Annotated in this window: 18 protein-coding genes; 7 read left to right on the plus strand and 11 right to left on the minus strand. The window is 68.0% G+C overall.

The features are described 5' to 3' along the window. Window positions 1-346: 346 nt before the first annotated feature. Together OG819_RS07420 and OG819_RS07425 are read left to right on the plus strand one after the other, a co-directional pair. Window positions 347-916, plus strand: a complete 570-nt coding sequence (locus OG819_RS07420) for a tetratricopeptide repeat protein (protein ID WP_266628095.1) — start codon at window positions 347-349, stop codon at window positions 914-916. Beyond that, window positions 913-2187, plus strand: a complete 1275-nt coding sequence (locus OG819_RS07425; protein WP_266648566.1) for a glycosyltransferase — start codon at window positions 913-915, stop codon at window positions 2185-2187. Before OG819_RS07420 ends, OG819_RS07425 begins: the two co-directional genes overlap by 4 nt. A gap of 97 nt (window positions 2188-2284) precedes the next feature. Here OG819_RS07425 and rfbD read toward each other — a convergent pair whose 3' ends face one another. The 4 genes from rfbD to OG819_RS07445 form a co-directional block, all read right to left on the minus strand. Beyond that, a complete protein-coding gene (gene rfbD / locus OG819_RS07430; RefSeq protein ID WP_266648568.1) occupies window positions 2285-3202 on the minus strand; it encodes a dTDP-4-dehydrorhamnose reductase in 918 nt (305 codons plus the stop codon). Beyond that, window positions 3199-4173 (minus strand): dTDP-glucose 4,6-dehydratase, encoded by a 975-nt coding sequence (rfbB, locus tag OG819_RS07435; RefSeq protein ID WP_266628089.1) that lies wholly within the window; start codon window positions 4171-4173, stop codon window positions 3199-3201. Before rfbB ends, rfbD begins: the two co-directional genes overlap by 4 nt. Before the next feature lie 175 nt (window positions 4174-4348). Beyond that, window positions 4349-5554, minus strand: coding sequence for a collagen-like protein (locus tag OG819_RS58545; protein WP_323139329.1), 1206 nt, complete (start codon window positions 5552-5554; stop codon window positions 4349-4351). A gap of 328 nt (window positions 5555-5882) precedes the next feature. Beyond that, window positions 5883-6482 carry a dTDP-4-dehydrorhamnose 3,5-epimerase family protein gene (locus tag OG819_RS07445; RefSeq protein WP_266628087.1) on the minus strand — a complete coding sequence of 200 codons (600 nt, stop codon included), beginning with the start codon at window positions 6480-6482 and terminating at the stop codon, window positions 5883-5885. Window positions 6483-6764: 282 nt separating this feature from the next. Between OG819_RS07445 and OG819_RS07450 the strand changes: the two genes are divergently transcribed. Next, window positions 6765-8237 (plus strand): DUF2079 domain-containing protein, encoded by a 1473-nt coding sequence (locus tag OG819_RS07450; protein WP_266628085.1) that lies wholly within the window; start codon window positions 6765-6767, stop codon window positions 8235-8237. A gap of 173 nt (window positions 8238-8410) precedes the next feature. Here OG819_RS07450 and rfbA read toward each other — a convergent pair whose 3' ends face one another. The 3 genes from rfbA to OG819_RS07465 all read right to left on the minus strand — a co-directional run bounded on the left by rfbA (window position 8411) and on the right by OG819_RS07465 (window position 13064). Further along, window positions 8411-9355 carry a glucose-1-phosphate thymidylyltransferase RfbA gene (gene rfbA / locus OG819_RS07455; RefSeq protein WP_266628083.1) on the minus strand — a complete coding sequence of 315 codons (945 nt, stop codon included), beginning with the start codon at window positions 9353-9355 and terminating at the stop codon, window positions 8411-8413. 575 nt (window positions 9356-9930) lie between these two features. Then, window positions 9931-10722, minus strand: coding sequence for a DUF6445 family protein (locus OG819_RS07460; RefSeq protein WP_266648570.1), 792 nt, complete (start codon window positions 10720-10722; stop codon window positions 9931-9933). A gap of 503 nt (window positions 10723-11225) precedes the next feature. Then, on the minus strand, window positions 11226-13064 hold the full coding sequence (locus tag OG819_RS07465; protein ID WP_266648572.1) for a phosphoenolpyruvate carboxykinase (GTP): 1839 nt from the start codon (window positions 13062-13064) through the stop codon (window positions 11226-11228). Between the two features lie 333 nt (window positions 13065-13397). On the opposite strand from OG819_RS07465, the gene OG819_RS07470 reads away from it, so the two are divergent. The 4 genes from OG819_RS07470 (at window position 13398) to OG819_RS07485 (ending at window position 17268) form a co-directional block, all read left to right on the plus strand. Beyond that, the gene (locus tag OG819_RS07470; RefSeq protein WP_266628077.1) at window positions 13398-14111 is read left to right on the plus strand and encodes a hemolysin III family protein; all 714 of its coding nucleotides are present in this window, start codon (window positions 13398-13400) and stop codon (window positions 14109-14111) included. Between the two features lie 113 nt (window positions 14112-14224). Then, on the plus strand, window positions 14225-15829 hold the full coding sequence (locus OG819_RS07475; protein ID WP_266648573.1) for an MFS transporter: 1605 nt from the start codon (window positions 14225-14227) through the stop codon (window positions 15827-15829). Continuing rightward, a complete protein-coding gene (locus OG819_RS07480) occupies window positions 15826-16467 on the plus strand; it encodes a TetR/AcrR family transcriptional regulator (protein WP_266436535.1) in 642 nt (213 codons plus the stop codon). Before OG819_RS07475 ends, OG819_RS07480 begins: the two co-directional genes overlap by 4 nt. Before the next feature lie 33 nt (window positions 16468-16500). Further along, entirely contained in the window at window positions 16501-17268 is a 768-nt protein-coding gene (locus tag OG819_RS07485; RefSeq protein ID WP_266648574.1) for a Mut7-C RNAse domain-containing protein, read from the plus strand. Window positions 17269-17417: 149 nt separating this feature from the next. On the opposite strand, the gene OG819_RS07490 is transcribed toward OG819_RS07485, so the two are convergent. The 4 genes from OG819_RS07490 to OG819_RS07505 form a co-directional block, all read right to left on the minus strand. Beyond that, window positions 17418-19820 carry a galactose oxidase early set domain-containing protein gene (locus OG819_RS07490; RefSeq protein ID WP_266652603.1) on the minus strand — a complete coding sequence of 801 codons (2403 nt, stop codon included), beginning with the start codon at window positions 19818-19820 and terminating at the stop codon, window positions 17418-17420. A gap of 5 nt (window positions 19821-19825) precedes the next feature. Next, complete coding sequence (locus OG819_RS07495; protein ID WP_266652605.1) at window positions 19826-21025, minus strand: glycosyltransferase family 2 protein; 1200 nt, start codon at window positions 21023-21025, stop codon at window positions 19826-19828. A gap of 200 nt (window positions 21026-21225) precedes the next feature. Further along, the gene (locus tag OG819_RS07500) at window positions 21226-22896 is read right to left on the minus strand and encodes a phospholipid carrier-dependent glycosyltransferase (protein WP_266648575.1); all 1671 of its coding nucleotides are present in this window, start codon (window positions 22894-22896) and stop codon (window positions 21226-21228) included. A 125-nt stretch (window positions 22897-23021) separates the two neighbouring features. Then, complete coding sequence (locus OG819_RS07505) at window positions 23022-24275, minus strand: glycosyltransferase (RefSeq protein ID WP_266436543.1); 1254 nt, start codon at window positions 24273-24275, stop codon at window positions 23022-23024. Window positions 24276-24313: the final 38 nt, after the last annotated feature.

Raw genomic sequence — 24313 nt, forward strand, 5'->3', positions numbered from 1 at the left:
CGCATGACGTCCAGGCAGCCGTTCTCATCGGCATGAGCGCCGTGGTGGTGGCCTATCAGAGGATGAGGAGCCGAACAGCCCGCCCAATTACCCGATGAGAGCAAGAGATTCGCGACATCGGTTTCGATGATGCACATCCTTGATACGTGCATTCGGGTGGTCTGCAAGCCCCCAAGTGCCTGCCACATGGCGACTCATCAGGACGGCCTCGTAACGTCGGCGAAGATGACGGTGATTCGGAAATCAGCCGCATCCATCCGTCCCTCACTATTCCGCGAGATGTGACCAAGTGAAACGTAGGCGATTGTGGGCAGGGCTCGCCGGAACGCTGGCGGTTGCCACAGGCGTGACCGTCTGGGCGATTCAGCCCCATCCGACCCTGGCCCCGGATTCCAAGACCACGCCAGCAATCTGGACGAAGAACCAACAGGTCGACGCGCTTATGCAGACCGCTCTTCTGCAACAGCGACAGCTCAACGATTCGGAGGGGGCGGTCAATACCTACGGGCGGCTGCTGAAACTGGACCCTCACAACAAGCTCGCCTGGTACAACCTGGGCTTCATCGCGCAGCAGAACGGCAAGACGCTCGATGCCCGTGCGGCCTACGACAAGGCTCTGAAGATCGATCCGTCATACACGTCGGCTCTCTTCAGCGAGGCGATGATGCTGAAGTCGAGCGACCCCGACCGGACCATGGAACTCCTGAAGCGTGCCGTTGCCGCCGAACCGGAAGCAGCCGTGATCCACATGCAACTCGGGCTTCTCCTGGCGGAGAAGGGCCGCGCCGACGAGGCCGGGGACGAGTTCCGGCGTGCCGTCGCGGCCAATCCCTCGCTGCGTTCCCAAGTACCGGAAGATTTCCGGGATTCCGTCAGCCCCTCCCCGACATCGAGCCAAGCAGGGAGCATCAGATGACGTCGACCGCGACGCCCAGGTTTTCTGTCTTCACCCCCAGCCACCGTCCCCGTTTCCTCGATGAGTGCCTGGCGTCCCTGCAGGCGCAGACCTGTTCGGACTGGGAGTGGATCGTCCTGCTCAACAACGGCGCCCGGTGGCGGCCGGAGCGACCCGACGAGAGGGTCCGTCTGGAGGTCGCGGACGACGTCCACGGCGTCGGAGCGGCGAAGCGCAGGGCCTGTGAACTGGCGCGCGGCGAGATCCTCGTGGAACTCGACCACGACGATCTCCTGGCGAAGGCGTGCCTGGCGGAGCTCGGCGAGGCGTTCGACGCGCACCCCGATGCCGTTTTCGTCTACAGCAACACCGCGCACATCACGGAGGAAGGCAAGCGGGAGGAACTCCGTTTCGACGAGACGTGCGGCTGGGAGTACGAGGAGGTGGACGTCGACGGCCGCAAGCTGCTGCAGGCCATTTCCCTGGCGGCGACGCCGCACAACGTCTCGTACATCTGGTACGCGCCCAACCATGTCCGGGCGTTTCGCAAGGAGACCTACGAGGAGGTCGGCGGGTACGACGCCACGCGTACGGTCCTGGACGACCAGGACCTGATGTGCCGCCTCTTCCACGCCGGCGACTTCCACCACATCAACCGCTGCCTGTACCTCCAGCGGATCCACTCCACGAACACCCAGCTCGACCCGGAGATCAACGCACACATCCAGCGCGAGACAGTCGTCCTGTACGACAAGTACATCGAGGCCAACGCCCTCGCCTGGACCCAGCGGCGCGGACTGCTCGCGCTGGACCTCGGCGCGGCCCGCCGGAAGCCGCCCGGCTACGTGGGCGTGGACCAGTACCCGGGAGAGGGTGTAGACCTCGTCGCGGCCCTGCCCGGGAAGCTGGACCTGCCCGACGGATCGGTCGGCTTGGTGCGGGCGACCGAGTTCCTGGAGCGCGTGCCCGGGAAGGTGCCGCTGATCAACGAGCTGTACCGGCTGCTGGCACCCGGCGGCATGCTCCTCACCATGACGCCGAGCTCCGACGGCCGCGGCGCCTACCAGGACCCGACTCACGTCGCCTACTACAACGAGAACTCGTTCTGGTACTACACGGACAACGAGTACCGTGTCTTCGTGCCCGACCTCGATGCCCAGTTCCAGACGTCACGGCTGGTCACCTACTTCCCGACCGAGTGGCACGCCCAGAACGACATCTCGTACGTGGTCGCCAACCTCATCGCGATGAAGCAGGGAGCCGCCCGGTGCGGCGGACCGCTGCTGGTCTAGGGCCTGCGTGACGAGGCGCCCGGCGGATCTGTCAGGTTCCGCCGGGCGCCTCGTAGCGTTCTGGGCCGTTCCGTCTCGGTCGTGGCCGTGTCCTCCCTCAGGTCGGCAGGCGTCTGCCGCTCGGGCGCGCCGCGGCGACCAGAGCGGCGAAGGCGGGCGCCTTCAGGGCCGCGGTCAGCTGGTCGTCCCAGCGGGGCAGGGGCGCGAGGCCGGCCCGCAGCCAGTTGCCGTGACCGAGTACACCGAACGCCGGGCGGGTGGCCGGACGCGGGAACTTGTCCGAGCCGACCGGGCGGATGCGCTCGGCATCGAGGCCGCTGAGACGGAAGGTCTCCCGCGCCAGGCCGCACCAGGTGGTGTGACCGGCCGCAGTGCCGTGGTAGATGCCCGCCGGGGCCCGACCGGCCAGGGCGGCACGGCCGAGGGCCGCCAGCTGCCGGGCGAGCGCACGGGACCAGGTCGGCTGGCCGTGCTGGTCGGCCACCACATCCAGGGTCTCGCGGCGGGCGGCGAGTTCCAGCATCGTGGCCACGAAGTTGGGGCCGTGCGCGCCGTAGAGCCAGGCGGTGCGCACGATGTAGCCGGCGCGGGGCAGCAGCTCGACGACTGCCCGCTCCCCTTCCAGTTTGCTCCGTCCGTACGCGTTGACGGGATCCGTCGGTGCGTCTTCCGGGTACGGTCGACGGGAGTCGCCCGGGAACACGTAGTCGGTGGAGATGTGCAGCAGGAGTGAGCCGCTGTCCGCGCAGGCGCGTGCGAGGTGGCGGACGCCTGTGCCGTTCACGGCTGTGGCCGCCGACTCGGACCGCTCCGCGCCGTCGACGTCCGTCCAGGCAGCGCAGTTGACGACCACTCGGTGACCGGTGACGGCCGTGCGCACGGCTGTCGGGTCGGTGATGTCGAGCTGGTCACGGCTCAGTCCCGTCACCGCGGCGTCCGGATCGGCAGCCAGCTCGGCCAGCACGTCCTGGCCGAGGAGCCCGCGCGTACCGGTCACCAGCCAGCTGATGGTCATCGCAGCTCGGCCCTCTCCTTCAGCGGCTCCCACCAGGCGCGGTGTGCGTGGTACCAGGCGACCGTGGCGGCCAGACCCTCCGTGAAGGACACCTGCGGCGCGTAGCCGAGGTGCTCGCGGATTTTGCTGTCGTCCAGCGAGTAGCGCAGGTCGTGGCCCTTGCGGTCGGCCACGTACTCGACCCGGTCCCAGCCTGCGCCGACCGCGTCCAGCAGCAGGCCGGTGAGCTTGTGGTTGCTCAACTCGGTCCCGCCGCCGATGTGATAGATCTCCCCGGCCCTGCCGCCGTGCAGGACCAGGTCGATGCCCTGGCAGTGGTCGGAGACGTGCAGCCAGTCGCGGATGTTGCGGCCGTCTCCGTACAGGGGGACCGTCTTCCCGTCGATCAGGTTGGTGATGAAGAGCGGGATGGCCTTCTCGGGGAACTGGTACGGCCCGTAGTTGTTGGTGCACCGGGTGACCACGACATCCAGGCCATGGGTGCGGTGGTAGGCGAGCGCGAGCAGGTCGGAGCCGGCCTTCGACGCGGAGTACGGGGAGTTCGGCGCCAGCGGCCAACCTTCGGTCCAGGAACCCTCGCTGATCGAGCCGTACACCTCGTCGGTGGACACGTGGACGAAGCGGCCGACGCCGTGCCGGTGGGCCGCGTCCAGGAGCACCTGCGTGCCCATCACATTCGTACGGACGAACGGACCGGCCCCGTCGATCGACCGGTCCACATGCGACTCGGCGGCGAAATGCACCACCGCGTCCTGACCCGCCATCACCTGGTCGACGACGTCCGGGTCACAGATGTCGCCCCGGACGAAGGTGTAGCCCGGATGTTCCGCCACCGGTGCCAGATTGGCCTCGACCCCCGAGTAGGTGAGTTTGTCGAGGAGGGTGATCCGCGCTGTCGGATCCGATTCCAGCCGTCGGCGGACGTATTCCGAACCGATGAATCCGGCGCCGCCGGTCACAAGGATGCGCATATTTCTCCGAGTTTTTTGCTGCCCAGGGTCCAGCACCAAAGCTTCAGACGCCAGGTCGCGGGCGCGGACACAATGCGGACGGTGCCCGCGAGGCCGAAGCATCGGGGGCACCGTCGCTCATTCCCAGCGGAAGCGGAAGCGAATGGCTGGTAGCGCGCTACCGCTCGCATGGGAGTTACGGGGTGATATCGGCGCAGACCACATAGGCGGTCTGCGTGTTGGGGCCCGGGGGGGTACTGGGGGGGGCAGCTGAGACGGAAACCTGCCACCCCGTGGGGGTGTCTCCGCTACCGAAGGTGAAGGGCCTGCTGGTCTGGACGTTGGCGCTATTTCCGTTGAATCCGCCGCCGGTGGCGATGTCGCCCGGGTCGCACGTGGCAGTCACCGTCTGGGCGGGCGGGTCGAAGCTGGCGAGCCTGACGTACGTCTTGATGCCGGAGGAACCCTGGTTGCCCTGGTTGCCCTGGAAGCCCTGGTAGCCCCGCGGACCCTGGTTGCCCTGGAAGCCCTGGTTGCCCTGGTCACCCTGGAAGCCCTGGTTGCCCTGGTTGCCCTGGAAGCCCTGGTAGCCCCGCGGACCCTGGTTCCCCTGGAAGCCCTGGTTGCCCTGGTCACCCTGGAAGCCCTGGTTACCCTGGTTGCCCTGGAAGCCCTGGTAGCCCCGCGGACCCTGGTTCCCCTGGAAGCCCTGGTTGCCCTGGTCACCCTGGAAGCCCTGGTTACCCTGGAAGCCCTGGTAGCCCCGCGGACCCTGGTTGCCCTGGTTGCCCTGGTTGCCCTGCGCACCCCGGTCACCCTGGTTGCCCTGGTTGCCCTGCGCACCCTGGTAGCCCTGGTTACCCTGGTTGCCCTGCGCACCCTGGTAGCCCTGGTTACCCTGGAAGCCCTGGTAGCCCCGCGGACCCTGGTTGCCCTGGTAGCCCCGCGGACCCTGGTTGCCCTGGTTGCCCTGGTTGCCCTGGAAGCCCTGGTCACCCTGGTTGCCCTGGTAGCCCTGCGCACCCCGGTCACCCTGGTTGCCCTGGTTGCCCTGGTTACCCTGGTTGCCCTGGAAGCCCTGGTCACCCTGGTTGCCCTGGTAGCCCTGCGCACCCCGGTCACCCTGGTTGCCCTGCTTACCCTGCGCGCCCTGCGCACCCTGGTAACCCTGCGGACCACGCTTACCTTCGTGGCCGTCGTGGCCGTCGTGGCCGCGGGGCCCCTGCGGCCCACGGTCGCCGCCGCGGGCGCTCACTGCGCCGTTCGGGCCGGGCGTCGCAACCTCACCAGCGCCGGTGCTGCTGCCAGACCTGTGGATCGCGTCAGCGATGGCCGTCGCGCTCGGGGCGATGTTGAGCACTACGGCAAGCGCGCCGACCGACACCATAGCGGCGGACTTCACGCGTGAACTTCGGATCGTTCTACGGCTCACAGAGAACCTTCCTCGGGAACTTGGACGCATCAGACCGCAAGCGCGCACTCGGTGCGCTTCATTCGCATGCGTGTCACGTGGCTTCGGTTACTGACACACCCAGTTTTCACATCCGGAGATTGAATAATTACGATTCGGTCCGTGTCATAGGCGAAGATCACCCGTGCGGCCTCAATACACTTTTTCAGGCCGATTCCGGCGTGGTACCGGCTTTCCGGCGCAATGTCATGGCGGCCGGTGATTGCCGACAGCGCGAAGCGCCGCCGCAAGGGCGGGGATTCGCCGAAGACCGACTGTCTCAGGTGCCGCTCACGAGACTTCCGCGGTACGCGGTGCAGTCCTCGAAGGAAGGCAGCAGACCTTGCCGCTCGGCTTCCTCCAGTGTGGGCGCCGCCGCGTCCTTGTCCGAAAGGCACGGTGCGAGGTCCTCGGGCCAGGCGATACCCAACGCGGGGTCGAGCGGATTGATCCCGTACTCACGCTGCGGCGCGTATCCCTGCGAACACAGGTAGACGACAGTGGAGTTGTCCTCCAGAGCCATGAAGGCGTGGCCCAGTCCTTCCGAGAGGTAGACGCAGCGGTGCGTCGTGTCATCGAGTCGGACCGCCTCCCATTTCCCGAAATCCGGGGAGCCGGTACGGATGTCGACCACCACGTCGAGGACGGCGCCGCTGACGCATGTGACGTACTTGGCCTGGCCGGGCGGGACCGACGCATAGTGGATACCGCGGAGAGTGCCGCGAGCGGAGCGGGAGCAATTCGCCTGCTCGAGTTGGAGTCCCTGGCCGATGCAATCGTGGAACCTTTCACCTTTGAACCACTCGTGGAATCGTCCCCTGGTGTCCGCGAAAACCTTGGGTGTGTCCACCCAGGCCCCTTCGATGCCCAGTGGTCTCACGTGATGCTCCCTTCCACCGCGCGGCTTTTTCGCCGCTCACTACCTCCATGTCTTCGGGACATCCACCGCGGGACTTTAGACCGTGCCCTACATGGTGACGCGGATGTGTGCGGCCATTCGGGGGATTCTGACCACACGTGAGTTTGGTCGAGGTCGGATACCGCGTGCTGCTGGCATCTTGATGGCCGCTACTCCCGGTTCCCTGAAGGGCTCGCGATGCAAACACCCCTCACCAAAAGCGCAACGCTCCCGACGCAGCAATCGACCCTCGAGAAAAAGGCGGTGGCCGCATCACCGCACAACGGCCGCTTCGACGGCACATGGTGGATCTGGGCCATGGCCGGAGTGCTGTTCGTGATGTACGCGGCGGTGTCGCTCCGTCTCCACCAGCGGATGATCACGAGCAGCTACGACCTGGGAATCTTCGATCAGGTCGTCCGCTCATACGCGGAAGGACACTTGCCGGTCTCCGAAGTGAAGGGCCAGGACTTTCCCGTCCTCGGGGATCACTTCTCTCCCATCCTCGCGCTCGTGGCGCCGTTCTACTGGGTGTGGCGGGGAGCGGAAACGCTCCTCGTCGTGCAGGCCGCGCTTCTCGCCGTGAGCGTCGTCCCGCTGACTCTCTGGGCACGCCGGACCCTGGGCGGCCCGGCCGGCGCGGTGATCGGTGCCTGCTACGGCCTCTCCTGGGGAATCGCGAGTGCTGTCGGCTACGACTTCCACGAAGTGGCGTTCGCCGTGCCGCTCCTGGCGTTCTCGCTGACCGCCCTCGGGAATGACCGGCTGAGCGCCGCCGCGTACTGGGCTCTGCCCCTGCTGCTCGTGAAGGAGGACCTCGGACTCACGGTTCTCGTCATCGGTCTCGTCATCGCCTGGCGAGGCGACCGCAGGCTCGGCATGTTCACGGTTGCAGCCGGTGTGGCCGCAGCGGCGCTAGCACTGTTCGTGGTTCTGCCGGCCTTCAGCCCGAGTGGGTCCTTCGCCTATTGGTCCCTGGTCGAGGGCGGTTCTGGAGCACCTGGAGTGGACGGTGGCAGCGGAGGCGGTCTGCTGGATCTGCTCCACCGGGGCACGATCGGTCTGGTCACCCCCCAGACGAAGGTGTCGACTTTCGTACTCATGCTGGCTCCCACCATGTTCCTGGCAATGCGGTCCCCGCTGCTGTGGGTCGCCCTGCCGACTCTGGTGTGGCGCTTCACGTCGAGCAACGGCCTGCACTGGGGGACGGGTTTCCACTACTCGCTCGTCCTGATGCCCATGGTCTTCGCGGCCTTCATCGACGCCCTGGTGCGACGCGGGACGAGCGTGCGCGGTCTGCGCCGTTACCTCGCGGGCTGCGCCGCGATCACCCTCGTGATCCTTCCGAACTTCGCCCTGTTCCAGCTGGTCCAGCCGGACACCTGGCGGACCGATCCTCGCGTCGCCGTCGCCCACCGCCTGATGGACAAGATCCCCGACGGTGCCACGGTCCAGACGTCCGACCATCTGGTGCCCCAGCTCAGCAACCGTACGAGCGTCAGCCTCTACGGCTCGAACGACAGCCGCCCGAACCCCCAGTGGATCATGGTGGACGTCTGGGCGCCGGACAGCGCGCGAGGGTGGCTGGGCGCGCCCCTCAGCGCTGAGGCGGAACAGCAGCACTTGGTGGAAAGCAGCCGTGCGGGGTACGCCCTGGTGGCGCAGGAGGGCGGCTTCGTGCTGATGCACCGCCAGGAGGTGATGCCGCAGCAGCGGAGCCGATCGGGACACGCCTGAGAGATCGCCGTCTCCCCAGGAGACGGGGGCTTCGCCGGTGAGTGGGCGGGCCATGAGAACGACCGTGGCCAGGTGGTCGCCGCCGTCCACCCACACCTTGCGCAGGGTGGGAGGGGCGGCGGCGACCTGGTCGACCCAATGGGTGCCGCGGCACGGGCGTCTCGGGATGTTGGTTACACCGGAGCGCCCGGCCCCATGCGCAGCAGTTCTTCGCGAGGCGATCCGCTGCCCCTTTGGGGCATGACGACGTATCGGGAGTCCTCCAGCAGCCCCAGCAGATAGTCGCCGTATCCGCTCTTGAGCAGCGGCTGGGCCAGTTTCCGGAGCCGGTCGTCGTCGATCAGGCCGGCCCGCCAGACCGCCTCCTCGACGCAGCCGACCTTGAAGCCCTGGCGTTCCTCGATCACCCGGACGAATTCCGAAGCCTGAACCATGGAGTTGAAGGTTCCGGTGTCGAGCCACGCGGTGCCCCGGTCGAGCCGGGTGACGTGCAGCGCCCCGGCTTCCAGATAGACGCGGTTGAGATCGGTGATCTCCAACTCACCTCTGACGCTGGGCCGTAGGCCGCGGGCGATGTCCACGACGTGGTTGTCGTAGAAGTACAGTCCGGGCACGGCGTACCGGGACTTGGGCCGGGCCGGTTTCTCCTCGATGGACAGCGCCCGACCCAGTTCGTCGAACTCCACCACGCCATAGGCCGTGGGGTCGGCGACCTGGTAGGCGAACACCCTGCCGCCCTTCAGATCGTCGTGGTGGGCCAGCCGGGTGCCAAGGCCGCTGCCATGGAAGATGTTGTCGCCCAGAATCAGGGCGACCGACTCGTCGTCAATGAAGTCGGCGCCCAGGATGAAAGCATGGGCAATGCCCTCCGGGCGCTCCTGTGCCATGTATTCCAGCCGCAGGCCCAGTTGACTGCCGTCGCCGAGCAGCCGACGGAACTGGAACTGGTCTTCGGGGGTGGTGACGATCAGGATCTCCCGGACGCCGGCCATCACGAGTGTGGACAGCGGGTAATAGACCATGGGCTTGTCGAAGACCGGGAGCAGTTGCTTCGACACCGAGCGGGTCAACGGCCAAAGTCGCGAGCCGGTGCCTCCGGCCAACAGGATTCCGCGCATGGCATCACCATAGGTGAATTGCCCATGAATGCCGCTTTTTCACACGGCCGAGGACTGACCTCGATTCACCAACTCGGTTCGATCGCTACACCGCAGACCTTCCCCGCGGCCTCCCGGCCATCGGCTTCACGACTCCCGGAAGTTCCCCGCCACCAACGAACCGGTGGCGGTACCGCTGCACCCCGGCCTTGTCGGCACTGCTCCCACCCCCCCCCGGCGCCTCATGGCGCACGAAGGCGCCCCTGAAGGCCTTCCAGATCGCCTTCGGTCAGCACTCCGGCCAACAGCCGAACCCCCATAAACCAAGAGAAACCGCTGAGTTGACATTCCCCCTCGACACGCTTTGCCGTGTTTATCACCAACGTGCACAGCCTGAAATGCCCGGAAACTCCCCACCGGCGGGGAGCTTCCGGGCCATTGCCAAACCAGACGGAATCCAATTCCGAAAAGCGGATCAAGCGGGTGCACAGGTCGACACCCGGAAGGCCGCGAAGGCGCATGCAAAGTGCGAATCCACCTGAAAACCGTTGACCACAAGAGGAACTTAGCGCCAAAAAACCTTCCTAAACGCCCTCTCAGACGTTGATGTCGAAGAAGAAGAGCTGCACCAGGCGGTGGGTGCCGTGCTCCCCGGCGAAGTGCTCGTACGACGTGGCCGAGTGCATCAGCTTCGCGTCCCAGATCACCAGCCGGTTGTACTGTCCGGAGACCGACTCGATCAGCTCCCAGTTGTCCTCGTGCTCGAGGTTGTAAGGGTCGTAGACGACCGAGCGCGCGGCCTCGACGGCCTTGGAGCTGCCGAGGCGTGCCTGTTCCTTCGGATGGTTGGGCGCACGTCGGCAGCCGTAGGTCCTGTCGCGCCAGAAGCTGGTGCCGGCACCGGGAGGCGGGTTCGGGTTCAGGTAGATCGCGGCGGCGTAGCTCTGCGAGTCGTGGTGCCAGACCAGCGGGTCGTCGTGCGCGGTCTGCTGAAAGACGCCGTTGGCGTTGTGGCCGAGCCATTCGGTGACCGGAGTGCCGAGCAGCCGCGAGAACTCCTCGCGCAGGCCGGGCCAGAGGAACCGGTGGTCGCTGCGCAGGCCTTTGAAGTACTGCAGATCGGTGTGGTAGCTGGCGCTGAGCGCGATCTCGCGCACCTCGTCCGGGTCGTCGAGGAAGTCATCCACGGAGAGCAGGTGCGGTGCGGTGGGGGTGAACAGCCGCTTCGCGGCGGGCTTGAGCTGCGCGTCCTCGAGGGTGGGGGCGGGGACCACGATCGGCAGCTGCGCCGGGCCGCTGGAGATCAGGTAGCCACCGTCACCGCGGTCCTCCAGCACGACAGCGGCCTCACCACCGAAGTTGAGCTGCTCCCCCGAGTTGAATGACATGGCCGGACTTCCTTCGTCGTGCGCTGACTGACGCTCGAAGATTACCGGCCGACTCCTCACAATTGCGATGTTTCGCCTCATAAGTACCCACATCGGCGCAGTCGCTGGTCAGATCGCGCCGACCGTTTTCCCCCTCGTAGACATTCCGGGCGAACTCGGCCGCGTTCTCCGGCACCGCTCGGGCTGTTGGGGTACGTGGGCTGGGTCTGCTAATACGCTGGTCACCATCGCCACCGTGCTTGGACGGTGCGCCGGGGCCGACCCCAGTACGAACGTATGCCAGACGCAGGCCGGTTGACTTCGGTCGCCGAGCAACCGGCGGAGCCGGTACTGGTTTTCGGGGGTGGATGATCAGAACTGAGAACTGGGCCGGGGGCCCGCCCGCACGCCGTTGTACGGTGCAGCGGGCCCCCGGCCCGGTTGGTGGTGCTGTCACCGCGGCCGGTCTTGACGACGTCGCAGGTCAGGGCAAGCCGGACCGGCCGCGGAGATCCGTGTCGGGACTAGCCCAGGCGCCGCACCAGCGCCCGGTACTCGTCCCACAGTTCCTTCGGGGTGTGCTCGCCGAAGGTGTTGAGGTGCTCGGGCACGAGCGCCGCCTCCTCGCGCCACACGTCCTTGTCGACGGTGAGCAGGAAGTCGAGGTCGGCCTCGGAGAGGTCGAGCCCCTTGGTGTCCAGGGCCCCCTTGGCCGGCAGGATGCCGATGGGGGTCTCGACGCCCTCGGCCTTGCCGTCGAGGCGGTCCACGATCCACTTCAGGACGCGGCTGTTCTCGCCGAAGCCCGGCCACACGAACTTGCCCGCGTCGTTCTTGCGAAACCAGTTCACGTAGTAGATCTTCGGGAGCTTCGCCTGGTCCTTGTCCTTGGCGACGTCGACCCAGTGCCCCATGTAGTCGCCCATGTTGTAACCGCAGAACGGCAGCATGGCGAAGGGGTCGCGGCGCAGCTCGCCGACCTTGCCCTCGGCGGCGGCGGTCTTCTCGGAGGCCACGTTGGCGCCGAGGAAGACGCCGTGGTTCCAGTCGAAGGACTCCGTCACCAGCGGTACGGCGGTGGCGCGGCGTCCGCCGAAGAGGATCGCCGAGATCGGCACGCCCTTGGGGTCCTCCCACTCGGGCGCGATGATCGGGCACTGCGAGGCGGGGACGGTGAAGCGGGCGTTGGGGTGGGCGGCGGGCGTACCGGACTCCGGCGTCCAGTCGTTGCCCTTCCAGTCGGTCAGGCGGGCCGGAGTCTCCTCCGTCATGCCCTCCCACCAGATGTCGTTGTCGTCGGTGAGCGCGACGTTGGTGAAGACGGAGTTGCCCCACAGCGTCTTCATCGCGTTGGCGTTGGTGTGCTCACCGGTGCCGGGCGCGACGCCGAAGAAACCGGCCTCGGGGTTGATCGCGTACAGCCGGCCGTCCTCGCCGAACCGCATCCACGCGATGTCGTCGCCGATCGTCTCGACCGTCCAGCCGGAGACGGTGGGCTCCAGCATCGCGAGGTTGGTCTTGCCGCAGGCGCTCGGGAAGGCGGCCGCGACGTACTTGGACTCACCGGTGGGCGGGGTCAGCTTCAGGATGAGCATGTGCTCGGCGAGCCAGCCCTCGTCACGCGCCATGACGGACGCGATGCGCAGGGCGTAGCACTTCTTGCCAAGCAGCGCGTTGCCGCCGTAGCCGGAGCCGTACGACCAGATCTCGCGGGACTCGGGGAAGTGTGAGATGTACTTGGTGGAGTTGCACGGCCACGGTACGTCCGCCTCGCCCTCGGCCAGCGGCGCTCCGAGCGTGTGCACGGCACGCACGAAGAAGCCGTCGGTGCCGAGCTCGTCGAGGACGGGCTGTCCCATACGCGTCATGGTGCGCATGGACACGGCGACGTAGGCGGAGTCGGTTATCTCGACGCCGATCGCGGAGAGGTCGGAGCCGAGCGGGCCCATGCAGAACGGGACGACGTACATCGTCCGGCCCTTCATCGAGCCGCGGAAGATGCCCTTCTCCCCCGCGTCTCCTCCTCCGGTGAAGATGGCCCGCATCTCGTCGGGCGCCTTCCAGTGGTTGGTCGGGCCCGCGTCCTCCTCCTTCTCGGAGCAGATGAACGTCCGGTCCTCGACCCGCGCGACATCGGACGGGTCGGAAGCGGCGTAGTAGGAATGCGGGCGCTTGATGGGATCGAGCTTCTTGAAGGTGCCCTTGTGAACGAGCTCCTCGCACAGGCGCTCGTACTCGGCCTCGGATCCGTCACACCAGACCACGTTGTCCGGCTGGGTCAGTTCTGCGATCTCGTTGACCCACGAGATCAGTTCCTTGTGCTGGGTGGGGACGGTGGAGGGAGCCGCGATGTCGCGCGCCACGATTGCTCCTAGATGAGGGGTTTTTTGTTGAGGCCCCGTGGGGGCTGCGACCCGGATGCTTCGGGGTGTGGAAACCCATGGCGCTCATCCGGTGCCGACCGCACTCATTTGATCATCCGACGGGTTCGCCCATATGTCCAGAGGGCCGCACACGTGAGCGGAGTGACCATTGCCACGTGTATCCGCGATTCTTTGCGTACACGTTGGGTTCAGCTGAAGGTTTTTTTGCGCGGAAGCCGCATTGCGCCACGCTCGTGAGAACATGGCCACTCTTGGCTGTTCAGTGCGTCGTACTGACACGTAACTTACGGTTCCGTAGGTAGGATTCCGCCTATGACTGCGCCCGTCCCCGACGCGCCCACGGACTCGCCGGCCGCAGGCCGCAGCCCCGCAGCGTCCTCCCCGTCGCACCCGGTCAAGCCCAAGCTCCGCGGCTGGCTGCACCTCGGCATGTTCCCGGCCGTCCTGATCTCCGGTCTGGTGCTCACCGCCCTGGCCAGTTCCACCCGCGCCCGCATCGCCTGCGGGATCTTCGTCCTGACGGCCTGCCTCCTGTTCGGAGTGAGCGCGCTCTACCACCGCGGCAACTGGAGCCCGCGAATGGACGGCGTGCTGCGCAGGCTCGACCACGCCAACATCTTCCTGATCATCGCGGGCACCTACACACCGCTGACGATGCTGCTGCTCCCGGGCGCCAAGGGGCAGTGGCTCCTGTGGAGCATCTGGGCCGCCGCGGCGGCGGGCATCATCTTCCGGGTGTTCTGGGTCGGCGCTCCGCGCTGGCTCTACACCCCCTGCTACATCGCGATGGGCTGGGCGGCCGTCTTCTTCCTCCCGGACTTCATGCGCACGGGCGGGATCGCCGTCCTGGTCCTGGTGATCGTCGGCGGACTGCTCTACAGCGCGGGCGGTGTGATCTACGGGATCAAGCGCCCCAACCCCTCACCCAGCTGGTTCGGCTTCCACGAGGTCTTCCACTCCCTGACCCTCGCGGCGTTCATCGTGCACTACGTGGGCATCTCACTGGTGGCGTACCAGCACGGGTAACGCACCCCCCTCCTCTCTTCATGGCCACGGCTCACGAGCCGTGGCCATTTTCGTGCGCCCTGACAGTACACCCCCATTGACATCAACAATCTTTTGATAGTTACTCTCATTTCATGGTTACTGTCACTCAGGACGATGGCGTACGGCGCGACCCTCCCCCACTCTCAACTTCGTTCGAGCGGGGGGACCCCCATCGTTGGTGGGCCCTCGGGGCCCTGGTCGCGAGCATGCTCACGCTCGGCTTCGACACGACGATCCTCAACGTCGCCCTGCCGACGATGGCGGGCGAACTCGGCGCCACCACCGGCCAGCAGCAGTGGATGGCGGACGCGTACGTGATCGTCTTCGCCGCGCTGATGCTCCCGGCGGGGCTGCTCGGCGACCGGTTCGGACGACGGCGGATGCTGGTCGTCGGACTCGGGATCTTCCTCGCCGGTTCCGTGATGGGCTCCCTGGCCGGCGACGTGAACTGGGTCATCGCGGCCCGCACGGTGATGGGCCTCGGCGCCGCGCTGGTCATGCCGCTCGCCCTGTCCGTGCTGCCCTCGCTCTTCGGACCCGACGAGCGCACCAAGGCCGTCGGCATCATCTCCGCCGCCTCGTCGCTCGGTCTGCCGCTCGGCCCGATCATCGGCGGCTGGCTGCTCAACCACTTCTGGTGGGGCTCGGTCTTCCTGGTCAACGTCCCGATGGCCGCGATCGGCATCGCCGCCTGCGTCTTCCTGCTGCCCGAGACCCGCGACCCCGCCTCCCCCAAGGTCGACACCCTCTCCACCGCGCTCACCGCGGCAGGCCTCGGGGCCCTCATCTACGCGATCATCGAGGCGCCCGGCCGCGGCTGGGGTGACCCGCTGATCGTGGGCATGCTCGCTGGGGCCGCCGTTCTGATCGCCGCCCTGGTGCTGCGCGAGCGGCGCGTGGAACGCCCCATGCTCGACATGTCGCTGCTCACCCAGCGCGGGTTCCTGTTCAACACGATCGCGGCGACCCTGGTGATGTTCGTCCTGTCCGGCCTGCTGTTCGTGCTGCCGCCGTATCTCCAGGCGGTGCTCGGCCACGACGCCTTCGGCACCGGCCTGCGGCTGCTGCCCATGATGGGCGGTCTGATCATCGCGGCCCGGGCCGCACAGCCGGTCGTCGCCCGGTTCGGTTCCCGCGCGGTGGTCAGCGCGGGACTGGTGGTACTGGCCTTCGCCGCGCTGCTCGGCAGCCGTACGACGGTCGACTCGGGCTACGGCTTCACCGCGCTGTGGCTGTCCATCACCGGCTTCGGCTTCGGTTTCTCGGTCGTCCCCGCGATGGACGGCGCCCTCGGCGCCCTGCCCCGCGACCGGGCCGGCAGCGGCTCCGGGCTCCTCATGACGACGCGCCAGGTCGGCAGCGCGATCGGCATCGCCCTCCTCGGCAGCCTGCTGGCGAGCACCTTCCGGGACCGCCTCGACGTCACCGCTCTGCCCGCGAAGGCGGCCGACACCGCCGGGGAGTCCGTGGTCGCGGCCCATATCGTCGCCCAGAAGGCGGGCTCGGCCGACCTCGTGGCCTCCGCGAACAGCGCGTACGTCCACGGCATGGGCCTGGTCCTGCTGGTGTGCGGCGTCGCGGCCCTCGTCACCGCCCTGCTGGCCGCGGCGTTCCTGCCGAACACCCCGGTCACGCACGCCACGAAGGAGGACGCGGACCCGGCCATGGCAACCGTCGTGGCGGATGCCGGACAATGAGCAACATGACGGCCGCACCCTCCCCCTTCAGCCCCGCCGACCCCCCTCAGCTGGGACTCCGCGAGCGGAAGAAGATCAAGACCCGCGAGGCGATCCGCACTGCGACGTACGCACTCGTCAGGGAACAGGGGTACGACGCGACGACGATCGAGCAGATCGCCGAGCGCGCCGAGGTGTCGCCGTCGACCGTCTTCCGCTACTTCCCCACCAAGGAGGACATCGTCCTCACGGACGAGTTCGACCCGCTCATCATGGAGGAGCTGCGGGCCCGGCCCAAGGACGAACCATGGATGAACACCCTCAGGTACGTGATGCAGAAGGCTATCCGGCTCGGCATCAAGGACGACCCCGAGGTGTCCCGGCTGCGGACCCATCTGATGGTCCAGGTCCCGGCGGTGCGCTCGCGGATGATGGAGAGCATGTCGGTCACCGGCAACATGCTCTGCCAGGCCATCGGCGAACGCACCGGCCGGGACCCGGACAGCCTGGAGGTGCGGGTCTACGCGATGGCGATCATCGGCGGCCTGATGGAGACGTCCCTGTACTGGGCGGAGAACGACCACCGGGACGACTTCAAGGACCTGGTGGACCGCACGATGGACGTCCTGGAACACGGCCTCTCCACCGAAAACCCCTGAGGCCAGGGCTCTCCGGCATGACATCCTGACCCGGTGAACGGACCGGAGATCCATGTCGCCTTCGCCCCCGAGCTGGGGCTCTTCGTCCCGCACCGGCGGCGTTCGGGCGCCACGGCGATCGTCACCGACGGCTCCTCCACCCTCGGGCATGTCGTCGAGTCGCTCGGCGTCCCGCTGACCGAGGTGGGCGCTCTCGTCGTGGACGGCGGCGAGGTGCCCGTCTCGCACATCCCCGCGGCTGGCGAGAGCGTCGACGTACGGGCGGTCGAACGCCCACAGCGGGTGCCCGGTGCCCCGCTCCGCTTCCTCCTCGACGTCCACCTCGGCACCCTCGCGCGCCGGCTGCGTCTCCTCGGGGTCGACACGGCGTACGAGTCGACGGACATCGGCGACCCGGCCCTCGCCGCCCGCTCCGCCGCCGAACGGCGCGTGATGCTCAGCCGCGACCGGGGGCTGCTGCGCCGCCGCGAGCTGTGGGCGGGCGCGTTCATCTACAGCACCCGGCCCGATGACCAACTCCGTGACGTGCTGGGCCGGTTCGCACCCGAGCTGCGGCCATGGACGCGCTGCACCGCCTGCAACGGCCTGCTCAAGGAGGCCACCAAGGAGCAGGTCGTGGACCAGCTGGAGGGCGGCACCGAGCGGTCCTACGACGTGTTCGCGCAGTGCGAGGAGTGCGGGCGCGCCTACTGGAAAGGCGCGCACCACGACGACCTGGAAGCCATCGTGGCGCGCGCCCTCGCCGAGTTCGGAAGCCAGACGCCTAGGGCCTGTCCGGCGGATCAGGTCGGAGGAAAGTAACGGCGCCTCATAAGCGCAGGTGAGCGGGGTCTGGTGCGTCCAGCTGCAAGGCGGAGGAGGGCGTCGACGCGGAGCGTCGGCAACCGACGACAACGCCGCAGATGGGCGTGCCAGACCCCGCGTCTCCGGCATGATCCGCCGGACAGGCCCTAGCGACGCCTGAGATCCTTGGGGCCGCAGGCCAGCCCGTCCCTGTTGGGATCGAGACCCAGTGGGTCGTCCTTGCCGTTGACCTTCAGGCGGCCGTAGTCGTTCGTCTTCAGCCAGGCGCAGCGCGCGGCCGTCGTCGTCTTGACGCCGTCCGGGAAGACGGTCGGCACGCAGACGTTGATCGTGCCGTAGTGCCGGTCGCAGCCGGAGATCGTGGTGCTGACCTTCTGTGAGGTCCGCTTCTTGCCGCCCTTGGTGACCGTGCCCTCCAGGGAGTCGGCGAAGGAGTGGACGTGTGCCGAGGCGGTGTCCGTGGCCAGGGCGGCGGGGCCCTGGAGGTGCACCCACTTGGCGACCGAGGGCACTCCGTTGGCGTCGACCGCGAAGAGCATGTACCAGCCGGGCGGGGCCATGTTGGGGTTGCTCGTCACGTTCAGGTCGACGTTGTTGCCGTCCACCGACAGCGGCAGGTCCACGAAACGCTGGTTCGGGTCGGAGGAGTGCGTCACCGCGGCCGGGCGGATCAGCTCGGCCTTCACGATGGGCCGGTCGACCGTGATGCGCTGCGTGTCCCCGTACACCCACTCGTTGTCGATCACCGAGGTGATCGTCGGGCGGGTGCCCTTGAGGAGGTAGGGCGGGGTGTAGATGGACACGTTGTGGTTCCAGGTGCCGTTGCCCGGGTTGTCGCCGGTGGCCATCACCCGGCCGTCGGGCAGCAGGAAGGCGGAGGAGTGGTAGCCGCGGGCCTCGGGGTCGGCGACCACCGGGTCGAAGGTGGAGGTCGCCGGGTCGAACATCGACGCCTCGAAGACGGGGTTGGCGCGGTTGTGCAGGCCACCGCCCGTCTCCAGCACCTTGCCGTCCGGCAGGAGGACAGCGGAGACGTACATCTTGCCCTGGTCGCCGGTCTCGGCGACCTTGCCGTTGCCGAGGTCGACCGTGCCCTGCGGGATCCGCGGGCCGACGGTGTACGCCGGGTTCGCGGCCTTCAGGTCGATGATGTCGGTGAGCCGGTTCGCCTCCGGGTTGGAGTCGATGTTGCCGCCGCCGAGCGTCAGCACCTTCTGGTCCTGGGCCGGGGGCAGCAGCACGCTCGCGGACTGGTCGCGCTCGTCCTTGCTCTGGAGCCCGGAGATCGCCGTGACGGTGTTCGCGGCATAGTCGTAGATCGCCGAGCCCGTGCCCGGCGTACCGTTGCCGAAGACATGGCTGCCCGAGTAGAAGAGCCGCCCGTCCTGCATCAGGATCATCGACGGATACAGACCCCAGTACGACCACGTCTGGTTGACCTGCGTGAACGGCAGCCACTGCTGCTGCGCCGCCGACCAGCGCTCGGCCGTCACCGAGCCGGTGGAGTCCTCGCGCAGCCCGCCGAACGAGATGACGTCACCGTTGCCGAGTTCGGTGGCCGACGGATACCAGTGGCCGTCGTTCAGGTCGTTCGTCTTGCTGTAGGTCTCGGTGACCGGGTCGAAAATGTACGAGTCCTTGTACCCCTCGTAGCCGTGTCCGCCGGCGACCGGGAACGCCTTGTTGCCGCTCATCACCAGTACCCGCCCGTCGGCGAGCTGGACGTGACCGGAGCAGAACATGTCCTTCGGCGTGGGGATCACCTTGTACGTGCCGTTCACCGGGTCGTAGACCGCGCTGGTGAACGTGCCCGCGTCGAAGTTCTCCTCGCTGTTGCCGGAGCCGGCGATCAGCAGCACCTTGCCGTTGTTGAGGACGACGGAGTGCATGGAGCGCACCGGGTTCTGTGTGGGCAGCACGTCCCAGCGGCCGTTGGCGCACTCGTCGGTGGTGGCGGTGCAGGTGGCCGGCGGGATCGGGTCGGAGACCTGTTCCATCGTGTAGTCGTCGGTGGTCGCCGAGCCGGTGCCGTACACCGAGACGCCCCAGGTGATGCGGTCGGTACCGGCCGGGACCGCGGGCGTACGCACGCTCGCCTGCGTCCAGCCCGCCGCCATGTCCAGCGTCTTGAGGTCGGTCCAGTACTGCCAGCCCGCCGTGGTGTCGTGCCGGAAGAGGGTGATCGAGGCGTCGGGCGTCGTCGTCTTGTACCAGAGCCCGAGGTCGTACTGCTTGCCCGCGGTGACGACCGGCGCGCAGGTCGCGGACTCCGTGATCAGGGCCTTGCGGTCGCCGTCGACGCGCCGGGTCAGCGTGACCTTCATGGCCTTGGAGCCGGAGTGGGAGTCGGCGACGGTGGAGAAGGTGAAGTCGTTGTCGCCCCAGCCGGACTTCTCCCAGCAGTACGGCATGCCGTCCGTGCCGCCGGTCTCGAAACCCGGGTTGGTGACGAGGTTGGCGGCGGAGGCGGGCTGCGGCGAGACGAGCAGCAGCCCGGCGGCCAGGCCCGCCACGGCCAGCAGTGAGGTTCTCCGTCTGGGTCGTGCCAGGTGTTTCACGCGGCTCTCCTTGTTGTGCGGCTCCCGCCCGGGGCCTCATTGCTGCGGCGCGGCAGGTAGACCAGCGCCTCGGTGCCCACGAAGCGCAGGACGAAGGTCGTCACCAGGGCGAGCGCGGTGGCGGACAGGGCGCCCATCCCGAAGTGGCGGACGAACAGGGCGATCAGCGGGATGCGCAGCACCAGGTCGGCGTTGGCGAGCAGCGCGAACCGGCCCACCCGGTCCCACCAGGTGCGGTGTTTGCGGCGCTCGCGGAACAGCAGGTGCTCGATCAGCAGGAAGTTCCAGGCGACGCCGAGCTGGTTGGCGAGGATCTCGGCCGGGACGTAGTGCATGCCGGCGGCGGTGAGCGCGTACAGGCCGAGGAGGTTCGGCAGGAAGCCGGTGGCGCCGATCAGGCCGAAGACCACCATCCGGGCGACCGGCGAGGCGGTGCGCAGCCCGACGAGATGACGCAGGAACCGGAAGCCCTCCTGCGCGGTCGACTTGGACTCGCCGGCGAACCGGTCCTGGAAGACGAAGGGCACCTCGGTGACCTGGCGGGGGCGGCTGCGCACGGCGAGTTCGAGGAGGATCTTGTAGCCGAGCGGCTGGAGGACGTCGGCGGTGACCGCGCTGCGGCGGATCGCGAAGAAGCCGCTCATCGGGTCGCTGATGCCGCGCAGTCTGCGCGGGAAGAGCGTCTTGGTCAGCCAGGTCGCGCCGCGTGAGACGGCGATGCGGTAGCCGCCCGCGAGGCCCTCGCGGCTGCCGCCCTTGATGTACCGGCTGGCGACGACGAGCCCGGCGGCGGACCGCTCCCCGGACGCCACCAACTCCGGTATCAGGGACGGCGGATGCTGGAGATCGCCGTCCATGACGACGATCCAGTCGGAGCTCGCCGCCTTCAGCCCCTCGACGACGGCGCCGCCGAGCCCGCCCACGGGTTCCTCCCGGTGCAGCACGGTCACCGGGAACGGGCAGTCCTGCGCCTCCCGGGAGATCACCTCGGGGGTGTCGTCCGTGGAGTCGTCCACGAAGACGACCTCGCAGGGCAGCCGGGAGGGCACCGACTCGGTGATCCGGTGCAGCAGTTCGCGGATGTTCGCGGACTCGTTGAAGGTCGGGACGACGATGGTGACGGCGCCGGGTTCGGGAACTGCGTTTTCGCGCTCGGCTCGCCTCCGGGGCGCTCCAGCCGGTGTCGAGAGGGCGATCGTGCTCAACCCTTCGGGCCTCCGCGCTCCCCCACTCTCGGCTTCTCCCCCACTCTCGACTTCGCTCGAGCGGGGGGACCCCCATGAGCGGGGGGACCCCCATGCCCTCTCGACACCGGCGCGCCGCTCCGGCTCACTCGCGGTGGCGGCGCGTACGGCCGGATCGCCGAGCTCCCCGGGGACAGTGCTCTCGAAGCTGCTCATCGACCGCCTCCGGACGTCGCCGTCGTCATGGTGTTTCCCGTGCTGTCGTCGATCTGCCGGATCTCGATCCGGTCCGCGCCCTCGCCGAAGGTGGCGACCGGCGTCGAGTGCTCGATGGCCGCCTTGACGTTGGGCAGGTCGACCGCGTCGCGCCGCACCGTCGGGGAGGCGACGACGTAGTCGATGTCCCTCCAGCCGCGCGGCATCGTCTTGGTGACCGCGGGGTCGAGGTCCGCCTTGTAGAACCAGATGACGCCGAGCCCGGGCCGGTAGCCGTCGTGCACGAGGTCGAGCCAGAGGGCGTCGTCGACCAGGACCCGGGTGTCGGCCGGGTTCTGGACCTCGGTCTTCAACCAGGTGGCCGCCGCCCGGTAGGGGGCGTTGGCGTCGGCGGTCACGGCGGTGTGGTCGCCGTCGTACCAGCGGGGCAGGACGTAGAGCGCGGCGACCGCCACGAGCGCGGCCGCCGTCACCCGCCGTCCCCAGGTGACGTACGACTTCTCCGCCTCGCTCCGCCATCTGCGCAGCACCAGATGGGCGAGGCTGGCGGTGCCTCCCGCGAGGACCAGCGCGAGGAACGGCAGCGCCTGGATGGCGTACATCGCGGGCAGATAGCCGCTGGGGCGCAGCGCCACCAGGGCGAGGATCGCCACGGTGAGCGCGGGTCCGGCGAGGGCCCGGGCGGTGACGGACCAGCGCCAGGTGGCCAGGAGCAGCAGCGCTCCGGCGAGACCGCCGATGATCAGCACCCGGTCGTAGTAGAGCCATGAGTGCAGCACGCCGTACGAGCCGGAGCCGGGGTCGAGGATGAAGCCGGAGCCGGGCCGGCTCATCTGGTACGTGATGCCGTCCCAGAGCGAGACATGGCCCGCGCCCGGGAACAACTCGCCCTTGAGCAGGGCGAACAGCGGATACGCGAGGCCGATCAGGGCGCAGGCGGTGATGGCTCCGGTGAGGGCGAACTTGCGGGTGTCGCGGTGGCCGTGGCGCCACATGGTGACCAGGAGCGCGGGCAGGACGACGAGCATCGTCTCCTTGGTGAGCACGGCGGCCGCGGCCGCGATGCCCGCCCCGAAGTGGTGCCACAGGTGGCGGCTCGGGGACGCGGCCAGGCAGAACGCGAGCAGCGTCCACATCACCGCGATGTTGTCGAGGAAGATCTCGCGCTGGAGCACCACCGACAGCGGCGAGAGCCCGAAGAGCACCATCGCGAGGCCCGCCGCCCAGCGCGGCAGCGAGAGACGGCGGGCGAGGACGTACAGGAGGACCGCGCTGACGGCGCTGACGGCGAGCATCGCGACCCGCATCGAACCGACCGTCATCAGCGAGGGGCTGATGTGGGCGGGGATCCAGGTCAGTGCGGCTATCTGGATCCAGCCCAGCGGGGGGTGGTCGTACCAGTACGTGTAGTGCGCGAGGCCCTTGCTCTGCTGCACGGCCCACGCCTGGGCGAGATAGGTGCCCTCGTCGTCGCTGAGGGTCGGGTAGTCGGTGATGTTCCAGCCCTGCACGGCGATGATCGCCAGCAGCAGGACGCCGCACAGCAGCAGGTCGGTGCGCGAGGTGCGCAGCCGCTGGAGCGGCGGGTGGTCGTGGACGATGTCGGGCGCGTCGGGGCGCGTCGCGGGGACCGTGGACGTGGTCACCGCGGGAAGTGTCGAGGTCACGCGGGAAGGTCCTCTCGGGACTTTCGGTACGTTTCTGGATGTTCGGGCCCAAGGCCTGCGGCACCAGGGCATGCGGAACCAAGGCCATCCCGCCGGACGGGACGTCGGGCGGGTGGCCTCAGGCCCTAGTGGGTCGCTTCGGCCTCGGCGAGGTGCGCACCGACATGACTGGTCAACTCCCAGTCGTTGCGGCCCCTTTGCTCACGCCAGACGGCACGGACGGCCGCACCGGCGAGAAGCACCTGATAGAAGGGGCCACCGACCACGAGCTTCAGGTAGTGGACGAACCGGACGCGGAGCCCGTACTGCTTGCCGAAGTCGTGCAGTCCGACGAGCTCGAAGACGAAGGTGACCAGGGCGGTCACGGCCGGCAGGAAGGTGATGAAGGCGATCCCGACGGGGACGTCGAGGAAGAGCGCGATGGCCACGTTGAGCGGGATGACCACCCCGGAGACGGCCTGCAGATACGGCGTCATGAGCGTGTAGCGGGCGAGCAATCGCTGCCCGAAGCCCGGCAGTTGCTTCCAGTCCTTCTTGCGGTAGACCTGCAGGAAGCCCTGGTTCCAGCGGGTGCGCTGCTTCATCAGCGAAACCAGGCTGCCCGGGGTCTCCTCCCGGGTCACCATGTCGGAGTCGTAGGCGACGACGACCTTCTTGCCGACGCTGGAGAGCCGTACACCCAGGTCGCAGTCTTCGGCGAGGCACTCGGGGTCCCAGCCGTCCGCTTCCCGCAGTACGTCCGTCCGTACGAAGACGGTGTTGCCGCCGAGCGGGATGAAACCTTTTTGCGCATGCAGGTGCAGCCGCGAGCGGAACCAGAAGAAGTACTCGAGGCAGTTGCGCAGGCTGTACCAGCTGGAGTTGAAGTTGATGAGCTGGACCCCGCCCTGGACGACGTCCGCACCCGTCGTGCGGAACGCGTGGTCGACATGGGCGAGCAGCTCCGGATGGACCTGGTCCTCGGCGTCGAAGACCCCGACGACGTCGCCGCGGCAGTGCGGCAGCGCCGTGTTCATGGCCTTCGGCTTGTTCTTCTTCTCGTGGTGGTCGACGACGACCCGCACCCGCTCGTCGCGGGCCGCGGCCCGCCGGGCGACCTCGGCGGTCTCCGGATCGTCGTGCCCCACGATCACGATGATCTCGAAGTCGGTGTGGCTCGACTCCAGCAGCCGCTGGATGGTGTGGTCGAGCACGGCCTGCTCGTGGCGGGCCGGCAGCAGCAGCGAGAACGCCAGCCGGTCATCGCCGTCCGGTCTGCTGAACCGGGTGGACGCCAGCACCTCGGGCGTGCGCCACGCGTGCATCTGCCACCAGAGAGTGAACGCCGCCATCCAGAACAAGGCCAGTGAAACGGCAGCAATAAAGACAGACGTGAGCAACAGATCCCCCCAGATCCCAAAACCCCCAGTCGCGACGA

It is taken from the genome of Streptomyces sp. NBC_01549 (assembly GCF_026339955.1).
In the GTDB taxonomy this organism is placed as follows: Bacteria; Actinomycetota; Actinomycetes; order Streptomycetales; family Streptomycetaceae; genus Streptomyces.